The 25,376-nt window shown below is 66.2% G+C and carries 21 protein-coding genes; 8 read left to right on the top strand and 13 right to left on the bottom strand.

Translation table 11 applies throughout. The features are described 5' to 3' along the window. Positions 1-67 precede the first annotated feature (67 nt). Positions 68-790 (top strand): helix-turn-helix transcriptional regulator, encoded by a 723-nt coding sequence (locus JHC57_RS01135; protein WP_294027927.1) that lies wholly within the window; start codon positions 68-70, stop codon positions 788-790. Positions 791-869: 79 nt separating this feature from the next. Beyond that, positions 870-1,826, top strand: a complete 957-nt coding sequence (locus JHC57_RS01140; RefSeq protein WP_294027928.1) for a threonine/serine dehydratase — start codon at positions 870-872, stop codon at positions 1,824-1,826. Between the two features lie 5 nt (positions 1,827-1,831). Here JHC57_RS01140 and JHC57_RS01145 read toward each other — a convergent pair whose 3' ends face one another. Continuing rightward, positions 1,832-2,617, bottom strand: a complete 786-nt coding sequence (locus tag JHC57_RS01145) for a class I SAM-dependent methyltransferase (protein ID WP_294027930.1) — start codon at positions 2,615-2,617, stop codon at positions 1,832-1,834. A gap of 91 nt (positions 2,618-2,708) precedes the next feature. Between JHC57_RS01145 and JHC57_RS01150 the strand changes: the two genes are divergently transcribed. Continuing rightward, positions 2,709-3,962 (top strand): hydrolase, encoded by a 1,254-nt coding sequence (locus JHC57_RS01150; RefSeq protein ID WP_294027931.1) that lies wholly within the window; start codon positions 2,709-2,711, stop codon positions 3,960-3,962. Here JHC57_RS01150 and JHC57_RS01155 read toward each other — a convergent pair. From JHC57_RS01155 to JHC57_RS01165, 3 genes are all read right to left on the bottom strand, one after another. Further along, a complete protein-coding gene (locus JHC57_RS01155) occupies positions 3,942-4,946 on the bottom strand; it encodes an alpha/beta hydrolase (protein WP_294027933.1) in 1,005 nt (334 codons plus the stop codon). The two genes, JHC57_RS01150 and JHC57_RS01155, sit on opposite strands and share 21 nt — an antisense overlap. Then, positions 4,943-7,510 carry an aconitate hydratase AcnA gene (gene acnA, locus JHC57_RS01160; protein WP_294027935.1) on the bottom strand — a complete coding sequence of 856 codons (2,568 nt, stop codon included), beginning with the start codon at positions 7,508-7,510 and terminating at the stop codon, positions 4,943-4,945. Before acnA ends, JHC57_RS01155 begins: the two co-directional genes overlap by 4 nt. Positions 7,511-7,577: 67 nt before the next feature. Further along, positions 7,578-8,441 (bottom strand): GntR family transcriptional regulator, encoded by an 864-nt coding sequence (locus JHC57_RS01165; protein ID WP_294027937.1) that lies wholly within the window; start codon positions 8,439-8,441, stop codon positions 7,578-7,580. A gap of 92 nt (positions 8,442-8,533) precedes the next feature. Between JHC57_RS01165 and JHC57_RS01170 the strand changes: the two genes are divergently transcribed. The 3 genes from JHC57_RS01170 to JHC57_RS01180 are packed head-to-tail and all read left to right on the top strand — an operon-like array spanning position 8,534 to position 11,327. Continuing rightward, positions 8,534-9,574 (top strand): isocitrate/isopropylmalate family dehydrogenase, encoded by a 1,041-nt coding sequence (locus JHC57_RS01170; protein WP_294027939.1) that lies wholly within the window; start codon positions 8,534-8,536, stop codon positions 9,572-9,574. Further along, on the top strand, positions 9,571-10,938 hold the full coding sequence (locus tag JHC57_RS01175) for an NAD-dependent succinate-semialdehyde dehydrogenase (protein WP_294027941.1): 1,368 nt from the start codon (positions 9,571-9,573) through the stop codon (positions 10,936-10,938). Before JHC57_RS01170 ends, JHC57_RS01175 begins: the two co-directional genes overlap by 4 nt. Beyond that, a complete protein-coding gene (locus JHC57_RS01180) occupies positions 10,935-11,327 on the top strand; it encodes a cupin domain-containing protein (RefSeq protein WP_294027942.1) in 393 nt (130 codons plus the stop codon). The genes JHC57_RS01175 and JHC57_RS01180 overlap by 4 nt, the downstream gene beginning before the upstream one ends. A gap of 3 nt (positions 11,328-11,330) precedes the next feature. Here JHC57_RS01180 and astD read toward each other — a convergent pair whose 3' ends face one another. From astD to JHC57_RS01215, 7 genes are all read right to left on the bottom strand, one after another. Next, positions 11,331-12,746, bottom strand: a complete 1,416-nt coding sequence (astD, locus tag JHC57_RS01185; RefSeq protein ID WP_294027944.1) for a succinylglutamate-semialdehyde dehydrogenase — start codon at positions 12,744-12,746, stop codon at positions 11,331-11,333. Continuing rightward, positions 12,743-13,942: an aspartate aminotransferase family protein gene (locus JHC57_RS01190; RefSeq protein ID WP_294027945.1), complete on the bottom strand. Its 1,200-nt coding sequence runs from the start codon at positions 13,940-13,942 to the stop codon at positions 12,743-12,745. The genes astD and JHC57_RS01190 overlap by 4 nt, the downstream gene beginning before the upstream one ends. 7 nt (positions 13,943-13,949) lie before the next feature. Continuing rightward, positions 13,950-14,981, bottom strand: coding sequence for an arginine N-succinyltransferase (locus JHC57_RS01195; protein WP_294027947.1), 1,032 nt, complete (start codon positions 14,979-14,981; stop codon positions 13,950-13,952). Next, positions 14,981-16,105 carry a PepSY domain-containing protein gene (locus JHC57_RS01200; RefSeq protein ID WP_294027948.1) on the bottom strand — a complete coding sequence of 375 codons (1,125 nt, stop codon included), beginning with the start codon at positions 16,103-16,105 and terminating at the stop codon, positions 14,981-14,983. The genes JHC57_RS01195 and JHC57_RS01200 overlap by 1 nt, the downstream gene beginning before the upstream one ends. Next, complete coding sequence (locus tag JHC57_RS01205; protein ID WP_294027949.1) at positions 16,102-17,532, bottom strand: M20/M25/M40 family metallo-hydrolase; 1,431 nt, start codon at positions 17,530-17,532, stop codon at positions 16,102-16,104. The genes JHC57_RS01200 and JHC57_RS01205 overlap by 4 nt, the downstream gene beginning before the upstream one ends. Before the next feature lie 132 nt (positions 17,533-17,664). Further along, positions 17,665-19,071, bottom strand: a complete 1,407-nt coding sequence (locus JHC57_RS01210) for a sensor histidine kinase (protein WP_294027951.1) — start codon at positions 19,069-19,071, stop codon at positions 17,665-17,667. Beyond that, positions 19,072-19,740, bottom strand: a complete 669-nt coding sequence (locus JHC57_RS01215) for a response regulator transcription factor (RefSeq protein WP_294027953.1) — start codon at positions 19,738-19,740, stop codon at positions 19,072-19,074. Between the two features lie 83 nt (positions 19,741-19,823). On the opposite strand from JHC57_RS01215, the gene JHC57_RS01220 reads away from it, so the two are divergent. Further along, complete coding sequence (locus tag JHC57_RS01220) at positions 19,824-20,939, top strand: ABC transporter substrate-binding protein (protein ID WP_294027954.1); 1,116 nt, start codon at positions 19,824-19,826, stop codon at positions 20,937-20,939. A gap of 11 nt (positions 20,940-20,950) precedes the next feature. On the opposite strand, the gene JHC57_RS01225 is transcribed toward JHC57_RS01220, so the two are convergent. Together JHC57_RS01225 and JHC57_RS01230 are read right to left on the bottom strand one after the other, a co-directional pair. Further along, the gene (locus JHC57_RS01225) at positions 20,951-22,270 is read right to left on the bottom strand and encodes a CitMHS family transporter (RefSeq protein WP_294027956.1); all 1,320 of its coding nucleotides are present in this window, start codon (positions 22,268-22,270) and stop codon (positions 20,951-20,953) included. Between the two features lie 211 nt (positions 22,271-22,481). Further along, on the bottom strand, positions 22,482-24,050 hold the full coding sequence (locus JHC57_RS01230) for a serine hydrolase (protein ID WP_294028051.1): 1,569 nt from the start codon (positions 24,048-24,050) through the stop codon (positions 22,482-22,484). A gap of 227 nt (positions 24,051-24,277) precedes the next feature. Here JHC57_RS01230 and JHC57_RS01235 point away from each other — a divergent pair, with 227 nt between their 5' ends. Next, positions 24,278-25,318 (top strand): alpha/beta fold hydrolase, encoded by a 1,041-nt coding sequence (locus JHC57_RS01235; RefSeq protein ID WP_294027958.1) that lies wholly within the window; start codon positions 24,278-24,280, stop codon positions 25,316-25,318. Positions 25,319-25,376: the final 58 nt, after the last annotated feature.

The raw sequence follows: 25,376 nt of genomic DNA on the forward strand, positions 1-25,376 counted from the left end.
ACGCGACAAGTTCGTGTCAGCTTTCCCACGATAGTCCATCCCCCGACGGAGGGATGAGGCCCTGACGATGCAGTCCGCACTGACCGATATCATCGGCGCGATCGGCGAAGCCGGCTTTATCGCCGCCACCGCCGAGCGCCTGCGTATAGCGATCGGCTTTGACCTGGCGGCAGCCATTCTCCACCGGGCCGACGCGCGTGCCGAACTGCTCTTCGACGGATTTGCGCCTGCGGGCTTCGGGCAAGGCCTCGCCAATTACGTCCATCATACGCACGGCATGAGCCCGATGGTCCATCCCGTGCCGACGTTGGGCGCGGTACGCGCGAGCGATTTCGCGATCGATGGCGGCAGTCGCTCCGACACCTATCTGGTCTGGACGTCGGAAGAGGAAATGGGCTTCCGCACGCTTGGCTGGCCCGAACGCTGCGAGGAAATCGGGCTCTATGTCTCCGCGTGGGGCGGCATCGTCGAACTCAGCTTCTATCGCGAACGCGCGCGTGCCCCGTTGTCCCCTGACCATCTGCGTGCGCTGGGCGATCTCTCGGGGCCGGTGACCGCCGCCTTCGAGCGTCACGGCCGTTTTTCCAGCCCAGCCTCGGCCCACGAGCATTTGTCGGCGCGCGAGTGCGAGGTGTATGAGTTGATGGTCGCAGGCTGTTCGAGCGAGGCGATCGCACTGCGGCTCGGGATCAGCCGCCACACGGTCAAGGATCATCGCAAGCAGATTTTCCGCAAGCTGCGGGTCGGCTCCCTCGCCGAGCTGTTCGCGCGGAACCGCCGCGCCAATTGACCCCTCCCAAGGGGGATGGCTCGCTACCCCGATATTGGTCAGGCTCGTTTCATCACGCAATGGAACGATGGAGCGCAGCATGGCCCCCGTTTTCGAACAGATTTGCGAGGCCCATGCCGCGATCCGGCCGCAGGTTGCGGTCACGCCGCTGGAGCCGAGCCCAGCGCTTTCAAAACTGCTCGGCTGCGACGTCTCGCTCAAGCTCGATTTCCAGCAGCCGACGGGATCGTTCAAGATCCGCGGTGCCACGAACAAGGTCCGCACGCTGGGCGACGAGGCGCGACGGCGCGGGGTGCTCACCGCTTCGACCGGCAATCACGGCATGGCGGTCGCGCGCGCGGGAGCGCTCGCCGGGGTGCCGGTGACCGTCTATGTCGGCAATGATGCGCTGCGGATGAAGGTCGACGGCATCGAGGCGCACGGTGCCGAGGTGGTCGTGATCGACGGCCCGGCGGGCGACGCCGAACGCGCAGCGCGCCGCGCCGGCGAGGAACAGGGACGCACCTATATCTCCCCTTATAACGATCCCGCGGTGATGGCGGGCCAGGGGACGATCGGCATCGAGCTCATCGAGCAGGACCCCGATCTCGACGCGGTGTTCATCGCGGTCGGCGCGGGCGGACTGATGGGCGGCGCGGGAACCGCGCTCCACGCGCTGCGCCCCGGCATCGACGTCGTCGGCGTCTGGCCCGAAGCATCGCTCTGCATGCTGCGCGCATTGGAAGCGGGCGAGATCGTCCCGACGCCGGAATATCCGACGCTGTCCGACGGCACGCTTGGCGCGATCGAGCCCGGCTCGATCACCTTCCCGGCGTGCCAGAAGGTGATCGACACGCGGATCGTCGTCGGCGAGGCCGAGATCGCCGCAGCGATGAAGCGCATCGCCGAGACCGAGCGCTGGATGATCGAGGGGGCGGCGGGCGTCGCCTTCGCCGGGCTCGTCCAGCAGGCCCCAAAATACCGGGGGCGCAAGGTCGCGGTCGTGCTGTGCGGCCGCAACATCGCGCTCGATCTGTTCTTGCGGACGATTGCCTGAAGCCGTCAGCCGGGCGATCGCGCGATGTACAGCGGCGTCCGGAACACCCGCTCGAACCGCTCGCCGCGTTCGCGCGACGCCTGCGCTTCCACCGCATCCAGCCGCGCCTCGCGTTGCTCCTGCGGCAAGTGCCGAACGGCCGAGAAGGTCGCGAAGAGCGCGCGCAGCGACGCGGGCGTCATCGCGATGCGGCGTTCCAGCATGACATGCTCGATCCCGGTCAGACCCGCCGCGGCGAGGTCGGCGGCGCGTGCGGCGGCGTCGAGCGAATAATGCTGGTCCGACAGCATCGACGGCGGACGCGCCAGCCCGTCGAACAAGGCATCGAACAAGCGGTCTTCGCCCGGCTCGCTAAAGACGTTCCACCACATCGCAAAACCGCCGCCGGGTTTCAGCAGCCGCCGCACATCGCCGAGCGCCGGTCCAGCCTCGAGCCAGTGGAAGGCGGTCGCAGCGACGATCAGGTCGAAGCTGCCATCGCCCGGCACGGCGGGTCCAAAGGGCATGGTCATGACCTGCAGCCGTGCCTCGCCCCAATCGCGCAGATGCGCCGACAGTTCGCGATCGGGCTCGACCGCCACGACCCGCGCCGCGCCCGCGTCGAGCAATTCGCGCGTCGCCTGCCCCGTGCCCGGCCCGATTTCGAGCACATTCACGCCCGGCGCCAAGCCGCAACATTCGGTCAGAATAGCGAAGACTTCGCGGGGATAATCGAGCCGCCCAGCGGCGTAGCCCGCGACATCGGCGCCGAATGCGGTGGTGCCCACCGCGCGATCCAAAGCTTTGCTCATCATGGCTCCCTTCGCCTTCATTTAGGGGCGGTATTCTGTCCTGCCGCTGTCGCGACAGCGCGATGAAAGCCGCCGATCATAGGATGATATCATGACGATCACCGATATCGGCCGCGACGAAGCGGACGCCCTCGCCTGGATCGAGACGCTCGGTCCGGCACTGCTCGAACGCACGCTCGCCTGGTCGGCGATCAATTCAGGGAGCTTCAACCTCGCCGGGCTCGACCATATGGCAGAGTTGATCGGCGGCGAGATGGACCGGCTTGGCGGGACGATCGAACTGCGCGACCCCGCGCCCTTCGCCTACCCCGATGCGCGCGGCGATCTCCAGCCGGTACAGCATGGCCGCAACCTCCATTTCCGCCGTGATGCCGCGGGCGCCGCAAACCGGGTGCTTCTCGTCGGGCATATGGATACGGTGTTCGGCATCGATCATCCGTTCCAGGTCCCCGACTGGATCGACGACAAGACCGTTCGTGGCCCCGGCGTCGCCGACATGAAGGGCGGCATTGTCGTGATGCTGACCGCGATCGAGGCGCTGTCGCAAACCTCGCTCGCCGACCGCCTCGGGGTCGAGGTCATCGTCAATGCCGACGAGGAAGTCTCCTCGGTCGGGTCCGAGCCGCTGCTCGCCGAGGTCGCGCAGCGTTGCACCGTCGGTTTGGCGTACGAACCCTCGGCGACCCCCGAAGGCGTACTTGCTGGCGCGCGCAAGGGCTGCGCCAATTTCGCCGCAGCGATCACCGGCCGCGCCGCGCATGCCGGCCGCAATCCGCACGATGGCCGCAACGCAATCGTCGCGGCGGCCGAACTCGCGGGGCGGATCGCCGCACTGACCGGCGCGCGGCCCGATCTGACTGTCAATCCGGCACGAATCGACGGCGGCGGCCCCGAAAACATTGTGCCCGACCGCGCCGTTCTGCGCTTCAACGTCCGCCTCGCCGATCCTGCCGATCAGCCGTGGCTGCTGGGTACGCTGAACCGGCTTGTTGCAGAAATCGCCGCCCGTCACGATGTCGAAATCAACCTCCACGGCGGAGTCCAGCGCCCGCCAAAGCCGATGGACGCGCACCAGCAGCGCCTGTTCGATCTCGTCCGCGACTGCGGCGCCGCGCTCGACCTCGATATCGCCTGGCAGGCGACGGGCGGCGCGTGCGACGGCAATAATCTGGCAGCGCACGGACTGGCAGTCGTCGACACGTTGGGCGTGCGCGGGGGTGCGATCCATTCGGACCACGAGTTCATGATCGTCGACTCGCTCGTCGAGCGCGCCAAGCTGTCGGCGCTGCTCCTGATGCGCCTCGCGCGGATGAAAGAAAGCTTCTCAGCGTCCCGCGGCGAGTGACTCGAAAAAGGCGAAGGTTCGCCCGAGCGCAAGCAAATTGGCGTCGCGCGTGATTTGGGGCGAGTTCCCCGTCAGGCCGTGATCGACGTCGGGGATGAGCAGCAATTCCGCCTTTGCGCCGACGTTGCGCAGCGCTGCCGTCATCGTTTTCGATTGCGACACCTCGACCGTCTCGTCCTTCGTCCCGTGGATCAGCAGCATCGGCGGTACATTCTTGCCGATCCGGTACAGCGGGCTTGCCGCGCGCGCGACATCGCGGCATGCTGCAGGGTCGCAGCCAAGCAGGCCCGCGACATTGACACTTGGCACATGCTCGAGATCGAAGACGCCGTACCATAGCGCCGCGCCTTGCACGCAATCGTCGACCGGCGGCGCCTTGCTGCCCTTCAGCGCATTGATCTGGCTCCGCGAAAGCCGGCCGGTCGACGGCTGCGGATCATATTCGCCGGCGCCGCAAGTGAGCGCGGCGAGCGACGCGAGATGGCCGCCAGCCGAACCGCCCCACAGATAGACACGCGACGGGTCGATCCCGAGCGCGCCGGCCTGCGAACGCAGGTGCCGGATCGCGGCGTTCACGTCCTGGATCTGCGCCGGGAACTTTGCCTCGCCGCTGAGGCGATAATCGAGCGAGGCGACGACAAAGCCCCGCGCCGCGAGCGATGCGAGCACCGCCGGCCAGTTCGCATAGGCGCCCGATGTCCTCGCATCGCCGCGGCTCCACCCGCCGCCGTGGATCCAGAGCACCGCGGGGCGCGCCTTGCTGCGATCGCGGGGGGCATAGATATCCATGCGGACGGGGCGGAAGCCGTCGAGGTTCGAAATCTCGACCTGCGGCCAAGCGACGACATCGCCGCGAAAGGCGATTTCGGATTGCGGAAAGACATCTTCGCGTGCGCTCTTTTCGGAGATTTCGGCCTCGACCGGCTGTGCCGCCACGGGCGAAGCGAGAAGCATTGCAATGACGGGCAGGCAGATTTTATTCATACGACTTTCTCCGCGTGGCCGAGCAGCCGCTGCAACAGCGCGGGGAGCATGCCGCCGTGCGCCAGGATATCGCATTCGGCCTGCGTATCGGCCGCGAGGCGTGCGGCATAATCCCGAACCGCGCCCCGGTCCTCGACACGCAGCGTGACGAGCGCGCCGGGTTTCAGCGACACGGTGGCGGGAAAGCCGATCAGCGCGTCGGGCGACAATTCGCGCAGCGCCAGCGCGTCTTCGCGCGCGACGGTCAGCGGCAGCACCGCCATGTTGATCAGGTTGCTCCGATGGATGCGCTCGAAGCTCGAAGCGATCACCGCGCGCACGCCGAGCAATTGCGGTCCCTTGGCGGCCCAGTCGCGCGACGATCCGGTGCCGTAGCGGTCACCCGCGACGATCACCAGCGGCGTGCCTTCGGCGGCGTAAAGTTCGGCCGCGTCCCACAGGGTCATCTCCGCCCCGCTTGGCGCGTGCATTGTGCGGCCCGGCCCAATCCCCGGGCGCAGCAGATTGTCGACCGAGGGGTTGGTGAACAACCCGGGCACCATCGCCTCCCAATTCCCGCGCCGCGCGGCAAAGACGTTGAGGTCGCCCGGTGTCTCGCCGCGCTCGATCAGATAACGCGCGGCCGGTGTGCCCGCCGGAATGGCACCCGCCGGCGAAATATGATCGGTCGTGATGTCGTCGCCGAGCACGAGGAGCGGCCTCGCCACTGCGCCCTCCAGCGTGGGCCGCGCGTCGGCGCGAACGAAAGGCGGCGGACGCAGGTAGGTCGATCCCGCATCCCACGGAAACAAGGCGGCATCAGGCGCATCGAGCGCGACCCACGCCGGGTTCGCTTCGGCGGCGTCATAGCGAAGCTGCACATCGTGCGGCGCGCGCGCATCGGCGAGTATGCGGTCGATCTCCTCGGCATCGGGCCAGATGTGGTCGAGTGGGACGGGCGTGCCGTCGCCGCGATGACCGATCGGATCGCGCAAAATGTCGCGCGCCGCATCACCGGCGACGGCGAAGGCGACGACCATCGGCGGCGACAGGAGAAAACTTTCGCGTACGTCGGGATGGACGCGGCCGGGGAAGTTGCGATTGCCCGACAGCACCGCGACCGGCACCACGCCCCCGGCAATCGCCTCATACATCTTGGGCACCAGCGGCCCCGAATTGCCGATGCAGGTCGTGCAGCCGACCCCGACGATCCCGAACCCCAATTCTTCGAGCGGCTCCATCAGTCCGGCACGGCGCAGCAGCGCCTCGGCGGCCGGCGACCCGGGCGCAAGCGACGTCTTCACCCAATCGGGCACCGTCAGCCCCGATGCGACCGCATGGCGCGCGAGCAGCCCCGCGGCGACGAGCATCCGCGGATCGCTGGTGTTGGTGCAGCTGGTAATCGCAGCGATCGCGATCGCGCCCGCGGGGACGCCGCCCGCTGCGACGCCCGAAGTGATATGCGACGCCGTATCGTCGACGGCGCGCAGATCCTGTGGGCGCGACGGCCCCGCAGCGGCCCGCGCGACGTCGGCGAGATCGATCGTCAGCACCTCGGTATAATCGGGTTCAGCCGCGGGGTCGAACCACAGCCCCTGTCGGCGGCAATAATCCTCGACCAGTGCAAGGACATCTCCCGAGCGGCCGGTTTCACGCAGGTAGGCGATCGTTCGCGGGTCGACCGGGAAGAAGCCGGTGGTTGCGCCATATTCGGGCGCCATATTGGCCACCGCCGCACGCGTATCGGCCGACAGGGTGGCAACACCCGGGCCGAAATATTCGACGAAGCGCCCTGCGACCCCGTGCGTGCGCAGTCTTTGCGTCACGAGCAGCGCAAGGTCGGCACCGAACACGTCGGCCGGCAATTCGCCGACCAGCCGCACGCCGACGACATCGGGCACGCGCAGGATCACGGGCAGCCCGAGCATCGCCGCCTCGGCCTCCAGCCCGCCGACACCCCAGCCGAGCACGCCGATGCCGTTCGCCATCGGGGTGTGGCTGTCGGTGCCGATCAGCGTGTCGGGGACCGCCCACGCCACGCCGTCGCGCTCTTCGATGCGTACCACGCTCGCGAGGCGCTCTAGGTTCAGCGTGTGCATGATGCCGGTGCCGGGCGGATGGACGGTCAGCTTGTCGAACGCCCCGCTCGCCCATTTCATCAACCGCAGCCGCTCGGCGTTACGCTCGCGCTCGCGTGCCATGTTGAGCCGCGCCGCATCGGGATCGGCAAAATGGTCGACCGCGAGCGAATGGTCGGTCGATACGTCGACTGGCACAACCGGATCGATCCGCGCCGGGTCGCCGCCGCGTGCCGCGAGCACATCGCGCGCGGCAGCGAGATCCACGAGCGCGGGGACACAGGTCGTGTCGTGCATCATGATGCGGCCGGGATGGAATGGCAGCTCGACGTCCTTCTGCCCGCCGTCGATCCACGCCGCAAACGCCGCCGCGCCGTCCGCGCCGCCGGCACGCAACAGGTTTTCCGCCACCAGCCGGTGGATTACCGGCATAGTCGCCAGGCGGGGCCCCAAGCGGGCGGGAAGGTCGATGATGCGAAGCTGCTGCCCCGCGGTGTCGAGAATCATGATTGCACCTCATCGGTTATCGAACTCCGCTGGGTCCGCTAATGACTTTTGTCAATTCAAAATGCAATTATTCGACCAGCCCGACCTTCTGATCGAGCGCTTGGCCGATATGGCGGCGCAGGAAGTCGGCGGCGAGCAGCATGTCGCCACGCTCGATCAGGTCGAGCAGCGCCAGATGTTCGCGACATTGCTGGTCGAGCCGGGCACGATCGGCGATGGCGCGAAACTCGATCAACCGGCGCAAGCGATTCACACGCCGGATCGCGTCGAGGAAGAAGCGGTTGCCCGACCAGGCGACGAGCGTCTCGTGGAGGCCCGCGTTGATTTCGTACAGACCGGCGCGCGGCAAACGGACGATCCCGCCTTCGAGCAACCGCTTTTGGCCGGCGCGCAATTCCTCCAGTTCGGCAGGGACGAAGCGATATCCGGGTTGCAGGAGCGCCTCGGTCTCGATCGTGGCGCGGAACCGGTACGCTTGCTCATAAGCCTCGGCTGTGTGCAGCGTCGCGAGAAACAGCCAGCCATGCCCCGGAAGGCGCTCGACCCAGCCCTCCTCGGCAATCTGCGCGAGCACGCGCTGAAGCCGTGCGCGGGTCGTACCGAAGCGGCGCATCATTTCATTCTCGCTCGCCCGGTCGGGCAGCACGCCCGACAAGCGCGCCTCGACAATGGCGCCATAGAGCGGGTCGTCGCCTTGCCCCGTCGCCACGGCGTTATCGGGAGCGCGCTTGACGAAGAAGCCGCGGTTCGCCTGAGCCTCGACGATGCCCGCCGCAGCGAGCGCCTTCAGCGCCGCCGTCACCGGGGCGCGCGATACGCGGAAGCGGTCGGCAAGCGCTTGCGCGGCCAGATGCTCGCCCTCGCCCAGCCCCTCGATGCGGATATGGTCGGCGATTTGCCGCGCGATCCGGTCTGCCAAGCGTTCGGTCATGCCAAAGACTTGAATCGACAAAATGCAATTTTCAAGCAAAAACGGCGTGCCGTGTCAGCGACATGACAGCCAAGGGAGTGCAACAGGCGCTTATGACTCATATCCTTACGCTTCCCGGCGACGGCATCGGTCCCGAAATCACCGAAGCCACGCTCGCCATCGCCCGCGCCGCCGGCGGCGACGCGATCCGCTTCGAAACGATGGACATCGGCCTTGCCAGCCTTGCGGCGCAGGGCAGCACACTTCCCGGCTCGGTGCTCGATGCAATTCCGGGCGCCGACGGGGTCATCCTGGGGCCGGTTTCGCACTATGACTATCCCACGGGCCAGCCCAACCCGTCGGCGAAGCTGCGCACCCACTTCAACCTGTTCGCAAACATCCGCCCGTGCCGCGCGCGCGCGGGGTTGTCGATCCTGCGCAAACCGATGGACCTCGTCATCGTGCGCGAGAATACCGAGGGCTTTTATGCCGACCGGTCGATGCATATGGGGCCGGGCGAGTTCATGCCCGATGCCGACAGCGCCTTTGCGATCCGCAAGATTACCGCGACCGCAGTACGCCGCGTCGCACGCGCCGCCTTCGAACTCGCCGCCGAGCGCCGCCGTAAGGTCACAGCGGTGCACAAGGCCAATGTGCTCAAGCTCACCGACGGACTGTTCCTGCGCGAAGTGCGCGCGGTGGCGGCGGACTTCCCCGACGTGACGCTCGACGAGGTGATCGTCGACGCCGCCGCGGCGCTGCTGATCCGTAGCCCCGACCGCTTCGACGTCATCGTCACCACCAACATGTTCGGCGACATATTGTCCGACGAGGCCTCGGAATTGAGTGGAAGCCTCGGCCTCGGCGGGTCGATCAATGCGAGCGACGATATTTGCGTCGCGCAGGCGCAACATGGCTCGGCGCCCGATATTGCCGGCCAAGGCATCGCCAATCCGACCTCGTTGATCCTGTCGGCGGCAATGCTGTTCGACTGGCTTGGCCGCAAGCGCGGCGACGCGGAACTCGGCGATGTCGCGCGTCGGATCGAGGCAGCGATCGAGGTCGCTCTCGCGGATCCGGCGACGCGCACGCGCGACATTGGCGGGCCGCTCGATACGCGCGGTTTCACCGACGCCGTGATCGCCGCGCTATGATCGCGACGATCAATCCGGCGACCGGCGAGACGCTCGCACGCTTCGACCTCCACAGCGCCACCGAAATCGACGCGCGGCTCGAACGCGCGACGCGCGCGCAGGCGGCGTGGCGATGGCAACCCGCCGACGAACGCGCGGCATTGCTTCCCCGCCTCGCCGCGCTGTTTCGCGCCGAAAACGAAACGCTCGCCACGCTGATCACGAGCGAAATGGGCAAGCCGATGGCCGAGGCGATGGCCGAGGTTGAGAAATGCGCACTTAACTGCGACTTCTACGCCGAACACGCTCCGGCGATGCTTGCCGATGCGCCGGTCGCCGCAGTTCCGGGCGCCACGCTCGCCTTCGAACCTCTTGGCGTGATCCTCGCGATCATGCCGTGGAATTATCCGCTGTGGCAGGTCGTCCGTTTCCTCGCTCCCGCGCTCGCGGCGGGCAATGGCGCGATCCTGAAGCACGCCGCTAACGTCCCGCAATCGGCGCTCGCGCTCGAGCGACTGGCAGCGGAAGCGGGCTTTCCCGAAGGCTTGTTCGCAAACCTGTTCGTCGAGCCCGCGGCCGTCGCACGCGTCATCACTGACCCGCGCATCGCCGGGGTGACGCTGACCGGATCGACCGAGGTCGGTGCCATCGTCGCAGGACAGGCGGGCGCCGCTCTCAAGAAGCAGGTCCTCGAGCTCGGCGGTTCCGACCCGTTCGTGGTGCTCGCCGATGCCGACCTCGACCGCGCCGCACGCACCGCGGTGACCGCACGCTTCACCAACGCCGGGCAGAGCTGCGTCAATGCCAAGCGCTTCATCGTCGAGGCTAGCGTTGCCGACGCCTTCGCCGAGCGTTTCCTTGCAGGCATTGCCGAACTCAGGCTCGGCGATCCGCGCGATGCTGCGACCACCCTCGGCCCCCTTGCGCGCGGAAATTTGCGCGCAGCGATCGACGACCAGGTCCAGCGGAGCATTGCTTCGGGCGCGCAACTCCGCACCGGCGGCACGATGCCCGATGGTGCGGGCTTCTATTATCCCGCGACTTTGCTCGACCATGTCGCGCCCGGCATGGCGGCGTTCGACGAGGAGACCTTTGGCCCCGCCGCCGCGATCATCCGCGCCGCCGATGCCGATGAAGCGATCGCACTCGCCAACCGGACAAGCTTCGGCCTCGGCGCGTCGATCTGGACGGTCGACGCCGACCGTGGCCGCGCTCTCGCCCGGCGGATCGATGCGGGCGCGGTGTTCGTCAATGCGATGGTCGCGTCCGATCCACGTGTGCCGTTCGGCGGGATCAAGCGTTCGGGTTACGGCCGCGAGCTCGGCGAGGCCGGGATGAAGGAGTTTACCAATATGAAGACCATCCGCGTGGTGGATGCCGCATGAGCGCGCCGCAGATCCTTGTTCCCGAAGGGCTGCCGGTCAAGGATCGCGGCAACGGTGTCGTCACGACGCCGCTGGTCACCGCCGGCTGCGGGTCGAAATCGATGCTCAACGGCATCACGCGGATCGCGCCGGGCGCCGCGGTGCCGCTCCACATCCACAATTGCGAGGAAAGCGTCGTCGTGATGTCGGGTACCGGCAAGGTGCATATCGACGGCGTCGAAACTCCTGTCGCGCCTGGGATCACGAGCTGGATCCCGCCCGAGGTGCCGCATTGTTTCCTGAACCTGGAGGGCAGCGAGCCGCTGGTGATCTTCTGGACCTATGCGTCGGTCGACGCGACGCGGACGGTGATCGCCACCGGCGTCACCACCCGCATCGACGAGGAATGACCCTCAGGCGACGCCCTTGAGCGTCGCCAGTTGGTCGACCACGCGATCGGCTTCGAGGGTTGCGACCGGCCAGGCACAGTAATCGGCGGCATAATAAGCGCTCGGCCGGTGATTGCCCGAATCGCCGATTCCACCGAAGGGCATGTCGGACGAGGCGCCGGTGATCGCGCGGTTGCGGTTGACCACGCCCGCGCGTGCTTCGACGCGAAAACGCGCCCACATCGCATCATCGTCGCTGATCAGTCCCGCCGACAGGCCGAAGCGCGTCGCGTTGACTGCGCCCATTGCGGCATCGAAACCGGCGACGCGGCGAACCTGCAAGACCGGCGCGAAAATCTCCTCGTCGGGAACGTCGAGTCCGGTGACGTCAAGGATTGCAGGCCGCACAAACGCCGCCGGGCGCCCGACCACAGGTTCGAATGCGCGGATGACCCGCGCGCCCAGCCCAACCAGGGTTTCGACCTGGGCCGCCGCGCGCCCGGCGGCGACCCCCGAAATCAGGGGTCCCATGAAAGGTTCGGGCGCGTCATCCCATGCCCCGATCTGCAAACGGTCGGTCAGCGCGGCGACCGCATCGACGATCTTGTCGCCCGCGGCGCCCGCAGGCACAATCAGCCGCCGCGCGCACGAACAGCGCTGCCCCGCGGTGATGAAAGCCGACGCGACGATGATCGAGGCGGCAGCGTCGGGATCGCCGTCCCACGCGACCAGCGGATTGTTGCCGCCGAGTTCGAGAGCGAGGATCACCTCGGGCCGGTCCGCGAACAGGCGGCGGAAATGCGCCCCTGCCCCCGCCGAGCCGGTGAACAGCAGCCCGTCGATATCCTGCGCGACCAGCGCCGCACCGGTGTCACGCCCGCCCTGAACGAGGATCGCGGCATCCTTGGGCACGCCCGCTGCGTGGAGTGCCTCGACAAGCAATTGCCCGACCAGCGGTGTTTCTTCCGACGGCTTGAAGACGATCGTGTTACCTGCGAGCAGCGCCGGCACGATATGACCGTTGGGCAGGTGGCCGGGGAAATTATACGGCCCAAGCACCGCCATAACGCCGTGCGGCCGATGGTCCAGCCGCGCACGGCCGAACGCCGTTTCGCTTTCGCGCGCGCCGGTGCGCTCGGCCATCGCCTTCACCGAAATTCCGACCTTGCCGATCATCGACGCGACTTCGGTCTCAGCTTCCCACAAGGGTTTGCCCGTTTCGCGGGCAATCGTTTCGGCAAGCGCCGCCTGTCGTTCGCCCAGCACCGCGGCATAACGTTGCAGAACGGCGATGCGTCCGTCCGCGGACTGCCCTGCCCAGGCGAGACTCGCCGCTCGCGCCGCGGCAACGGCACGCGCGCAGTCATCGGCCGACGCCGCGGCGCCTTCCCATATGGTTTCGCCGCTCGCCGGATCGATGGAAACGAAGGACGCGCTCATGCCGCGACCTCGGCGGCTGCAGTCATCGCCGCGCACGTCGCTTCGAGCCGTGCGACAACGTCGTGGGCCTCGGCAAAGCTCATCGTCAGCGGCGGCAGCAACCGCACGATATTGTCACCGCCGCCCGCAACGAGCAGGCGTTGTTCGCGCGCTGCGGCGATGAAGGCGCGGTTGTTCACCACCAGCTTCAACCCGATGAGCAACCCCTTGCCGCGAACTTCGGTGATAAGATTGGGCCAGCCCGCCGCCAGCGTCGCGAGGCTACCGCGCAGATGCTCGGACAGCGCCCGCACATGATCGAGCGTCTCGGGCTTCGCAATCTCGTCGAACGCCGCGATCGCAACCGCCATCGCCAGCGGATTCCCGCCAAAGGTCGAGCCGTGACCGCCTGGCGCCATTCCCGATGCCGCCTCGGCGGTGGCGAGACAGGCGGCGACCGGAAGGCCCGACCCCAGCGCCTTGGCCACCGCCATGATGTCGGGCTCGGTGCCCGAAAACCACTGATGCGCAAAAAGCTGTCCGGTGCGCCCCATGCCGCTCTGCACCTCGTCATAGATCAAAAGAACGCCCGCTGAGGTGCAGGCCGCGCGCAGACTTTCGAGGAAACCCCCCGTCATCGTGCGAGCGCCGCCCTCACCCTGCACCGGCTCGATCAGCACCGCGGCCGCCGCGGGATCGGCTATCGCGGCGGCGAGTGAAGCCCAATCGTCGGGCGAGCGATGGGTGAAGCCGGCCATCGGCGCTCCGAACCCGTCGAGGTGCGCGGCGTTGCCGGCGGCATTGAGCGCGGCATAGGTCCGCCCGTGAAATGCGCCGTGAATTCCGATGATCGTCTGGCGGTGCGTGTCGCCGCGCGCGGCATGATAGCGACGCGCGACCTTGATCGCGCATTCGACCGCTTCGGTCCCGGTGTTGGCGAAAAAGACGGTGTCGGCGAAGCAGGCGCCAGTCAGCCGCGCGGCCAGCGCATCCTGCCCAGGCACCTCGAACATGTTCGATATATGCCAGAGTTTGTTCGCCTGTTCGGTCAGTGCGGCGACCAGCACCGGATGGCAATGACCAAGTGCGTTCGACGCGACCCCGGCGACGCAATCGAGATAGGGTTCGCCGCCCTCGCGGCTATGGAGCCAGACGCCTTCGCCCTTCATAAAGGCAAGTGGCGCGCGGGCATAGACATTCATCAGCGGGCTGGTCATCGCATTCTCACGTAACGAGGCTCAATTGGACGGGCGACAACCGAAGCTTCTCGCCCCGGTCGGCTCCCAGCGCCCGCACCGCATCGTCGCCAATCGCGATCTCGCCCGGCCCCGGTCGCGCCGGCGCCATCGTGACGCGAAAGCGGCTCAGATCACCGGTGCACACCAGATATTCGGATGCGCCCGGCGCAAAATTGGGCGAGAGCGATACTGGAAGGCCGCAGCGCGAGTGGCGTACTGTCGCAATCTGGTCACGGTCGCAATGCACCTGCGGCCCGACATCGAACACATCGACATAGCCCTCGTAGCGGAAGCCCTCCTGCATCAGCAGCGCCTTCGCCGGCGCGCTCGCATCGTGCGGGCGGCCAATGACCGCGCGCGCGGCATCGGGCAGCAGGTCGATATAGATCGGATGCTTGGGCAGCAGTTCGGCGATGAAATCGGCGCCGCGAACCGCGCTCAGCCGGTCGGCGGTCGCAAAATCCATGTTGAAGAAGCGCGCGCCGACCGCATCCCAAAAGGGATTGCGCCCCTCGGCGTCCTGCCAGCCGCGCATCTCGGCCATCAGCAGCGGCGCGAACAGGTCGGGCCGCGACGCGACCAGCATGTAGCGCGCGCGCGCGAGCAGGCGCCCCGCCCCGCTGCCCTTCTCGCTTGGCCGCACGGCCAGCGTTCCGACCTCGGTCGTGCCGGTATAGTCGTTGGCGAGGGTCAGCATCTCGACGTCGCAGGTCGCGCCGACTGCCTGGCTGCGCTGGACGAGCCGGATCCGCTTGTACGAGAAGAAACCGAAGGGCGCACCGACCGACGGATAGAGCGCCGAGGTACCGAGCAATCCTCCCTCTCCATCCTCGAGCACCAGCATATAATGCGCGTCGGCGCGGTCGATGGTTCCGGCAAAACTCGCGACCGACCGCTCGACCTTCTCACCAAGCACGGCACGGTCGGCGGGCAGTGTCGTCATGCCCGGACCGAGACTCTCGGCAAGGTCGACGAGCCCGGCGACGTCGCGCGTTTCGATCGGACGGACAACGCGCATCAGGCGCCCTCCGCCTTCACGGTCGCGCGCGCTGCCCGCCCCCGCTTGCGCCCCCGCGACGTTCGCGAATACCAGAGCCACAGCCCGCTCGCCGAAAGCCCGGCGAGCGAGAAGCCCGCGATCACCATCAGCAGGCGGGTAGCCGTGCCCCCGAACATCCCCGAATGGAGTGTAATCAGCCAATCGACGATCTCGGTCCCGACCGGCAGTGCGCCCGAGACATAATGACCTACGTCGCTGCCGTCGTACCGGTTGTAATAGATTTGCCGGGCGCCCTCGGCGCGGATCGTGAGGTCGCTTTCGAGGAAGATCGCCGCGACACGGCCTTCGCTGGAAAAGCGGATCTGCCGAAGCGGGGTTGCACCATATTCGGTGCGCGCCTTCGCGATCAACCGATCGAGCGGAACCATCGCCGCGCCGGGTTGCTCGGCGACTTTCGGCGCCGGTTTGTCAGTCACCGGCGTGAAAATGCGAAGCACGTCACGGAATTCGGGCTTCCACACCATCAGCACCCCGGTCGTTGCCGACATCACAAGCACGACGGCGATCGACGCGCCAACCGCGCGGTGCAGCGTGCGCCATTTGAGGTCGGCGCCGCGATCGGCGATCACCTTGAACCCTTGCTTGAACCGCTTGCGTCCCGGCCACCACACGATCGGCCCGGTCAGTGCGAGAAACAGGAGGCCGAGGCCCTCGATCCCCACGATGGTTTCGCCGACCGGGCCGGCGAGCAGGCTGTCATGGATCAGGAACATCCATTCGCCCGGCCATGCCGCCAGCGTTCCGTCGCGGACGATCACGCCGCGATAGGGGTCGACCGCGGTCAGCCAACGCGTTCCGTCCTTCGTGGTCAGCTTGAACAGTACAGCGCCGTCTTCCCACACCGAAAATTCGGCGCGGCTGACCGGCACGCCTGGATGCCGCGCCTCGACGGCGTCCATCAGCACCTGCACCGGTACACGCGTGACCGCCGGTTCGACCACCAGCGCCGGATGGATCACCCGCTCGATCTCGTCGCGAAAGACGAGCGACATTCCGCTGAGTCCCTGGATCGTCAGCAGAACCGCGAGGGTCAACCCGACCCAGCGGTGAAGTTTCAGCAATTGTGGCTTCAGGGCCTTCATCGCGCGCTCGCGTATGTCTTGACGAGACGGTGGAGGAACCGGCGCGCGTCATATAGCGACTTTACCCGCACGCGCTCGTTAAGCCCGTGCACGCCATTGCCGTCGGGGTCGACAAAAATCGCCGAAATGCCATAGGTCGGGATGCCCGCCGCCATCAGGAAACGACCGTCGGTCGCACCGGTGCTGAGGTTCGGGATTACCGGCACGCCCGGCCACATTTCGGCGACGAGCTTCTCGATCGGCTTCATGATTTCGGGCGTCAGCGGCGGCGGAGCCGAGATCGGACCAGGTTCATCGGCGAGCGTCACCTCGATACGGGGATCGGCGACCACATCGACCAGTGCCTTGTGAATCGTGTCGATGCTGGTACCGGGCAATATGCGGCAGTTGATCGTCGCCTGCGCGCGCTGCGGCACCGCGTTGGGAGCATGGCCGCCCGCTACCTGCGTGTTGGTGCAGGTAGTGCGGATCATCGCGTTCCACACCGGGTCGGCCTTGCTCAGAAGGTCGAGCGCGGCTGCATCATCCTTGCCCGCGCCGACGATGCGCATCGCATCGCCCTTCTCTCCCGGATAGAGCGGTGCCGAGCGCGCGAAGAAGTTGCGCACGGCGTCGCCGGGCATGGCGGGAAAGTGATAATTTCCGACGCGCGCGAGCGTCTCCGACATCCGCGTAATCGGATTGTCCGGGTGAGGCCGCGCGCTATGTCCGCCCGGCCCCGTCGTGGTGAGGGTGAAATCCTGGTAGACTTTCTCGCCGACCTGGATTCCGAAAGTGCGCGGCGCGCCCTTGTCGTCGAGCCAGCCCTTGCCGCCCTCGTTGATCGCAAAACCGGCCTTCAGCGTCCCGGGCTCGGTCGCGAGCAGATATTCGACCCCGTCGAACACCGCATCGGTTTCCTCGCCGCAGGTCAGCGCGAGCTTGATTGTGCGGCGCGGTTTGAATTTCTCTTCACGGTAACGGACCAGCGAGTCGACGAAGATCGACGCCATCGCCTTGTCGTCGATCGCACCGCGCGCAAAGAAATAGCCGTTTTCCTCAACCAGCTTGAACGGGTCGCGTTCCCAGTCTTCGCGCTTGGCTTCGACGACGTCGATGTGCGCAACGAGCAGAATCGCCGGCGCCCCGGGGTCGCTACCGGGGATTTCACCGACAAGATTACCGAATTTCGGGAACTTTTCGGGGACGACGACGCGGAACCGATTTTCGGAATAGCCGGCCGCGACGAGCCGCGCCTTCATCCGGTTCGCCGCCAGCGTGCAATCGCCGTTGGAGAGCGACGTGTCGGTCTCGATCAACTCCTGATAGGTTTCGCGGAACCGGTCGCGGCCGGCATCGGCCTGCGCCTGCGCAGCAGTCGGCAGCAGCAGGAAGGCGGCGAGCGCTGCGCGCGATAACAGCGTAGGTACGACGCCCGATGGACGCATGAAATGCTCCCTCCCAGAAGGTCCGACAAGACTGGCGCGCGGGCTGCGTCCCGCACTTCGCCCGTTCCGGGCAGTGTCATGGGGGGAAATTATGCGGGCTTCCTGTCACGGCGCTGTCACGTTGCAGCAAGGTTACGATCGCGCCTCGGAACCCGCCGAAACGGTCGGAAAACGGACGGTGACGCGAAGACCGGGCAAGACGCCACGGTCAGCGAGTTCGACCCTTGCGCCGAGGCTGTCGGCGAGCGCCCGAACGATCGCAAGCCCCAGCCCGCTGCCTTCACGCCCCTGATCGGGCGCCAGCCGTCCAAACCGCTCGAACGCGGTCGCACGCGCATCGGGTGGGATACCGGGACCTTCGTCCTCGATGATCACGATGCCGTCACCCAGCACCGTCACCGTCACGATGCCCTTGTCGCGATTGTAACGGATCGCATTATCGATCAGATTGCCGACCAGTTCTCCCGCCAGATCGGCCTGGGAGAGGATGGTGACTTCCCCTTCGGGCGCCTCGAAATGCAGGTCGATCCCAGTCTTCACGGCATGCGGCGCATGCTCTACGCTCACGGCGCGGGTGATCTCGCCAAGGTCGACTCGCGCGCGCAGGTCGGGGCCGCCTTCGCGTGCCCCTTCGGCACGCGCGAGCGCAAGAAGCTGGGTCAGGAGACGCTGGAGGCGCCCGGTTGCGGCCTCGATGTCGGTCACCGACTGCTGCGCCGGACCCGCGGGCAGCTTTGCGGAGCGCAGTGCCGCGACATGCGCGCGCAGGATCGACAGCGGCGTCCGCATCTGGTGCGACGCATCCGCAGTGAACCGCCTGATCCCCTGCATAGCGGCATCGAGGCGTCCGAGCAGGCTGTTGAACGCGCCGACGAGCCCTCGTAGCTCGACCGGCACATAGTCGAGCGACAACGGCGTAAAATCGGCTTCGCGCCGCGTTCCCATCGAGCTTAGAACGCGCTTGAGCGGCGCCAGGCCCCAGCGCACGGCGAGCGGCAACAGCCCCAGCGACACCGCGATCAGCAACACCTCCAGCATGGCGAGCGCGACGAGCATGCGGTCGCGCAAGGCGTGGCGCGCCTCGAGCGTTTCGGCGACTTCGACGATAACCGGCCGATTGATCCGCGGCACCTTGCGCGCAACCGCGGCGATGCGGATGCGATAATCGCGATAATAGGCATATTGATAGACCATCTCGCCATCGTCGTCGGGCAGCTCGCTCACCCGCGGAAGATCGGGATAGCCGGTCAACAATTCGCCGTTCGCCCACACGCTGTAATAGACGTTGTCGCGCGCCTCGTTTTCGAGCATCCCGAGTGCCGACGCCGGCAGATCGAGCGTCACCTCGTCGTTTTCGAGCGCCAGCGTCTCCGCGATCGCGCGCGCCGAAGCCCCGAGCAGCCGATCATTGACGCCCTCGACGACCTCGTTGATCGTTACCGCCCCCCCGACGCCGAGCAGAACCGCCAGCGCCGCCAAGGGGAAGCCCATCCCCACCATCATCCGGCGTGTGATCGAGCTGACGCGCCGGGGCGGCACTCAATTCTCTTCCATCAGATAGCCAAGGCCGCGCAGCGTCCTGATCGTCGGGCCGTCCGGCTCGAGTTTCCTGCGCAGCCGGGCTATATAGACTTCGATCGCGTTGGGCGCGACGGGCTCGTCATAGCCGAAGACCTCGGACGCCAGCCGGTCTTTCGACACCACCTGTCCGACGCGCGAGAGCAGCCGTTCGAGCACCACCCATTCGCGGCGACGAAGATCGAGGTCGCGGCCGTCTACGCGCGCAACATGGTGCGAGCGGTCGAATTCGAGTTTGCCGACGCGGATGACCGGTGCCGGATCGACCTGCGGGCGCCGCAGCAGCGCGCGGATACGCGCCGCCATCTCGCGCGGTTCGAAAGGCTTCAGCAGATAATCGTCGGCACCCAGATCGAGCCCCCGCACGCGGTCGTCGATCTCGTCGCGCGCGGTCAGGATCAGCACGGGGGCATGACATCCCCTGGCGCGGAGCGACTTCAGCACGTCGAACCCCGACATGTCGGGAAGGCCAATGTCGAGCGTGATAATCGCATAAGGTTCGTCCGACGCCATCATCAACGCCGACGCGCCGTCGGGCGCGGGGTCGACCGAATAGCCCTCCGCCGTCAGCGCTGCAACCAGCCCGCGCGAGAGCGCGGCATCGTCTTCGATCAATAATATGCGCGCCATTGCTTCGATCCGTGACAGCCGGTTGACAGGTTGACCATGTTTCCCTTGGCCATAAACATAAGCGAAATCGGGGAGAAGGACAGGTGGCGCATTTTGCGGGGCGGAGGAAGTTTGCGGCCACGCTGCTGCTGGCATTTATGGGCCCGTCGCTGCTTACCTCTGCCGCGAAGCCGCTCAGCGACCCGCCGAAGGGCTATCCCCGCTCCTATCGCGTGATCATGGATGCCGCGCGCGCCGAACGCACGCTCGTAATCTATTCGACCACCGATCGGCGAGAGGCGGCGGGGCTGATCGCCGCGTTCGAAAAGCGCTATCCTTTCGTGCGGGTCGATTACCGCGAAATCACGACGGCGACACTGCATAACCGCGTCATCGCCGAAGCGCGCGCGAAGCGCCCCGGTGCCGACCTGCTGTGGAGCGCCGCGATGGATTTGCAGACCAAGCTCGTCAACGACGGCTATGCGCAGGCCTATGCCTCGCCCGAAAAGCCGTACCTGCCGCCCTGGGCCGTGTGGAAGAACGAGGCATGGGGCACGACCGCCGAACCCGTCGTCTTCGCCTATAATCGCAAACTGGTTCCCGCCGCCGACGTGCCGCGAACCCACGCCGAGCTGACACGCCTGTTGCACGCCAAGGCGCGTTTCTATCGCGGCCGCATCGCGACCTTCGACCCCGCGCGGTCGAGCGCCGGCTATCTTTTCCTGAGCCAGGATTTGCAGGTCAGCCGCGACACCATTCCGCTGATGGCGGCGCTCGGGCGAACGCGGGTCACGACCTTTCCGACCAGCTCCGAAATGCTGACACGGCTCGGCGACGGCCGGCTGGCCTTCGTCTATAACATGATCGGTTCCTATGCGCTCGAACGCCAGTCGCACGATGCGAACATCGGCGTCGTCATGCCGAGCGACTATACGCTGATCATGTCGCGGATCGCGATCATCCCCGATCAGGCGCGACATCCCAATGCCGCGAAGCTGTTCCTCGATTTCATGCTGTCGCGCGAGGGGCAGGCACAGCTTTCCTATCGTTACATGACCCCCGTGCGCGCCGACGTCCGCGCCCGGGCCGGCGCCCGTGCGCCCGCCAGCGCGGCGCGTACCTTGCGCATCGGACCGGCGCTGATTGCCAACCTCGACCAGATGAAACGCCGCCGCATCATGAATCAGTGGCACGCCGCGGTCGGCACCCCCCGAAAATAGCGTCCGCCGCGTCATCCAGCGTGGAGCGGGAAGGTTCCGGTCAGCAGGCATGTCGCCATGAAGACGAAACACGCGCCGACCGCCCAGCGGAAGATATATTTCTGATGATCGCCAAGCTCGATGCCCGACATGCCGACGAGCAGATAGGTCGAGGCGACGAGCGGGCTGAGCAGGTGGATCTGCTGCCCGACGAGTGACGCGCGCGCCATTTCCATCGGCGTCACGCCATATTCGGCGCCGGTCCCGGCAAGCACGGGCAGCATCCCGAAATAGAAGGCGTCGTTCGATATCAGGAAGGTGAAGGGCATCGACAGCAGCGCGGTGATCGGCGCCATATAGGGACCGAGCGCGTCTGGAATGACCGCGACCACCGACCCCGCCATCGCGTCGACCATCTTCGTCCCCGACAATATGCCGGTAAAGATGCCCGCCGCGAACACCAGGCTGACCGTCGCCATCGCATTGCCCGCGTGCGCGGCAATGCGGTCCTTCTGCTGCTGGAGATTGGGGTAATTCACCGCTGCGGCAATCGCAAAGGCGCCCATGAACAGGATGACGAGCGGGATCGAGCCGCCGATCAGCAGACCGAGCAGCCCAAGCGTCAGCGCGAGATTGAACCAGAATAGCCCTGGCCGGCGGTGCTCCTCGCCATCCATCTGCTCGCGGATCACTTCCTCGCCCGTCGCGTCTTCATCGACCGCGTCGGCGGGCAGTGCAGCGAGGCGCTTGCGTTCGCGGCGCCCGAATATCCACGCGACGAACAGCACCCAGATCGCAGTCGTAATCATGGCGGGGATCAACGACACGAAGAGCTCGCGCGGATCGACGCCGAGCGCGAGCGCGGCGCGCGTCGTCGGGCCGCCCCATGGCACGACGTTCATCACCGCGACCGACATCATGATCAGGCACGCCATGATCCGCACGTCCATCTTCATGTGACGATAGAGCGGAAGCAGCGCCGATACGGTGATCATATAGGTCGTGGTGCCGTCGCCATCGAGCGCGACGATTAGCGTCATCACCGCGGTGCCGATACAGATGCGCATCGGGTCGCCATGAACGATGCGGACGATCGTCTTCACGAGCGGGTCGAACAGCCCGACGTCGATCATCAGGCCGAAATAGAGGATCGCGAAGAGCAGCATCACGCCGGTCGGTGCGAGGTCGCGGACCCCCGCCAGCATCATCTCGCCCAGCCCCGCGCCGAAGCCCGCGATCAGGGCAAAGATCGTCGGCACGACGATCAGCGCGATCAGCGCCGACAGCCGCTTCGTCATGATCAACGTCATGAAGGTCGCGACCATCAAAAATGCCAGAAGTGTCAGCATCATCCCCGTCTCGATTACAGGTGCCTGCTTCGTCGTGCACCTTGTTTCATGCTCTGGCTAAAAGGCGATGCCTGTCATGCTGCTGTCACGCAGCGACAAGTCTTTTTGCCAAGCAATTTCAGAGATGAATCCAACGAAAAACCCCCGACGCTTGCCGCGCCGGGGGGAAGGATATCGGGTGCTGGTGTCAGGTCAGCACCATCGAATGGCGCAATCAGGCGATCCGGCCGGTCAGAACGGGGAGGCGGGTCTCCTTCGAGTTCACGTTGACGCTGCGATCGACCGCAACGCCATCGGCCGCGAAGGTGCAGACCAGCGTGTCGCGGAACGCCGTTTCGACGAACTGCCAAGTCATTTCGAGCGTGTCCGGCGCGGTCCAGCGCGCGCCCGCGACGACGCGCTGGCTCGGCGGACGATATTCATGGTGCAGCCGGTTGCCGGTCATACTGGTGTCCTGTTCCAGATAGTCGGCAAAACCCGCTGTGACGACATGCTCGCCATGCGCGTCGAACATCCGGTAGGTACAGCGGTCGCCCGCGAAATCGAACGACAGCCATTCGACCCCCTGGTCGTTCGCCTCGACCCTCAGCCGCTTGCCGTTGACACCCGCCGGCGGCGCAACATGGCTCGGCTTCAGCGGCGGCAACAGCCGCAGACCGGCGGTCTTGCGCTGCAACACCACCGCCTCGGGATCGGCGGGCAGCTTGTCGGCGACGAACGCTGCCGGAAAATGCTTCCATATAAGGGGCTTGATCTTCTTGCTGCCGTCGATCGCCGAAAACAGCGCCAGCACGGCATTGTGCTCGGGAAAGACAATCGACATCTGGCTGAACAGCCCGAGCGCGAGATAGGCCTTTCCCGGCCCCATCCACCATTGGTAGCCATAGGCGCCGTCGTCGTCGCCCGGCGCCTGCTCGGTCGTCGCTTCGCGCACCCATTTTTCGGAGAGGATGCGGTGGCCATTCCATGTCCCGCCGCTCGCGTGCACCGCACCGAGCTTGATCGACGCCGCGGTGTTCCACGTCAGTCCGTTACCGCCAGGGCTGACCCCGCCGGGGCTCGTGTCCCAATGCCAGCGGTCGATCCCCATCGGTTCGAAAAAGCGCGGTTTCAGATAATCGGCCATCGCCTCGCCCGTCGTCTTGCCGACGATCGCCGAGAGCATGAAGCTCGCTGCGCTGGTGTACTGGAAATGCCCGCCTGGCTGATGCACGACGGGGATCTTGAAGAATTCGGCCGCCCAAGGCGTGTCGATCGGCCGCCATGCGGAACCCGAGGTCTCCTTGTCATGACCGCACTGCATCGTCAGCAGGTTGCGCACCGTCATCGCGCGCATATTCTCGCTCGCGTCGGCGGGCACATATTCGGGGAAGAAGGAGACGACCTTGTCGTCGAAGCCGAAGCGCCCCTCGTCGATCGCGAGCCCCGCAGCGACCGCGGTCACGCTCTTGGTCAACGAATGGGTGATGTGGATACGCCCGGGCGAATAGGGCCACCACCAGCCTTCTGCGACAACGTGGCGATTGCGCATCAGCATGAAGGAATGGAGTTCGAGCCCCGCGCCTTCGACATCGGCAAGGAACGCCAAAATCTGTTCGGAGGATACGCCCTGCGCCTCGGGCGTGCTGCGCAGCAGGCCGTCCTTGTACATATCGCGCTGGACCGGACCGACGCCGGGCGGTGCCGCCGTGACGCGACCGAGGCGTTCGACGCAGCCGCCGAGCATCACAAAGGCGCTGGCGCCCATAACGAGCTGTCCGGCCCGCCGCCGCGTTACATTCATGTCTTTCACGGCGTCACTCCCATTTGCCGACCCGCCGTCATCGTGCGGTCCGCGCCTTTCACCACGCTGTCACAGGTACGGCGCGGAGCAAAGTCGATGCTGGCGCGACGACAGGATCGTGACAGCATGCGCCCGGCATGAAAAACTAGGTGCGAGGCGTCACCGGGGAATAGGTCTGATAACAGACCAAGGGGAGAGAAATGATGCGGGCAAAAAGATATTTGCGCATGGCTGCGGCACCGGCCGCCCTGTTGATGCTCGTCTCTGTGGCGCCCGCCACGGCGGCGCCCAAAAAAGAAGCGCCACGCGAGGGCGATCTCAGCACCCATATCAACCTCGATGCGCGCGACGCCGAGACAAAGCTCGAGATCATCCAGCACGAGCTGTTCGCCGCTCAGCAGCAGTCGGTGCGCATCGAATTCATGCTGCGCTACGGCAACCGCGTCGAAATGGACTTCATCGACTATCCCTCGGGAAGCGACCTGATCCCGGGGTATGTGTTCCGCGCGAAAGATGGTGCCGGCCATATTCCGGCCGGCCGCAAACCCGCGATCGTCCTCGTTCATGGCGGATTCCACGAACGGCTCAATTCGCACTGGTTCCGCATGGTCGTCGAACTCGCCGAGAAGGGCTATCTTGTCATTTTCCCCGAATATCGCGGCAGCCGCGGCTACGGGGAAAATCATTACCAGAACGACTATGGCGTCACCGACACGGCCGACGTGCTCGCCGCCGCCGCTTATCTCTCGCGCCGCCCCGACGTCGATCCCGAACGGCTCGCGATCATCGGCGAAAGCCGCGGCGGCATGGTGACGCTGCTCGCGATCGAACAGGAGGCGAAAAGATTCAAGGCCGCGGTCGACATTGTCGGACTGACGGATTTCGTCGCCTATATGGGCTACAAGCCCGAATATCGCCGGCAGGAAGTCGCACGCCAGAGCCCGAGCCTCGGTGGCAAATTGCCCAACGAGAATCTCGCCGCCTATATGGCGATTTCGCCGATCAACGCGGTCGACAAGATCGAGACGCCGCTCCTCGTACTTGCCACGACAGGCGACAAGATCGCGCCCCTCACGCTCCACACCGGGCGCCTCCTCGACGCGCTGAAGGCGCGCGACAAGGTGCACGAAGCAAAAATCTACGACAATGCGCCAGGCGGCCACGTCTTCATGCACGGCGATCAGCCCGAGCGCGACGATGCGATGGCCCGGATCTTCGCCTGGCTCGAGCGCTTCATGGGCGCCCCGGCCCCGGCCCCGGCGCAATAGAAGCGCCGGCAAATTTCACAGAAAATGGCCACCGCATGCAGCGGTGGCCATTGCCCAA

Source organism: Sphingopyxis sp. (assembly GCF_016463645.1).
In the GTDB taxonomy this organism is placed as follows: domain Bacteria; phylum Pseudomonadota; class Alphaproteobacteria; order Sphingomonadales; family Sphingomonadaceae; genus Sphingopyxis.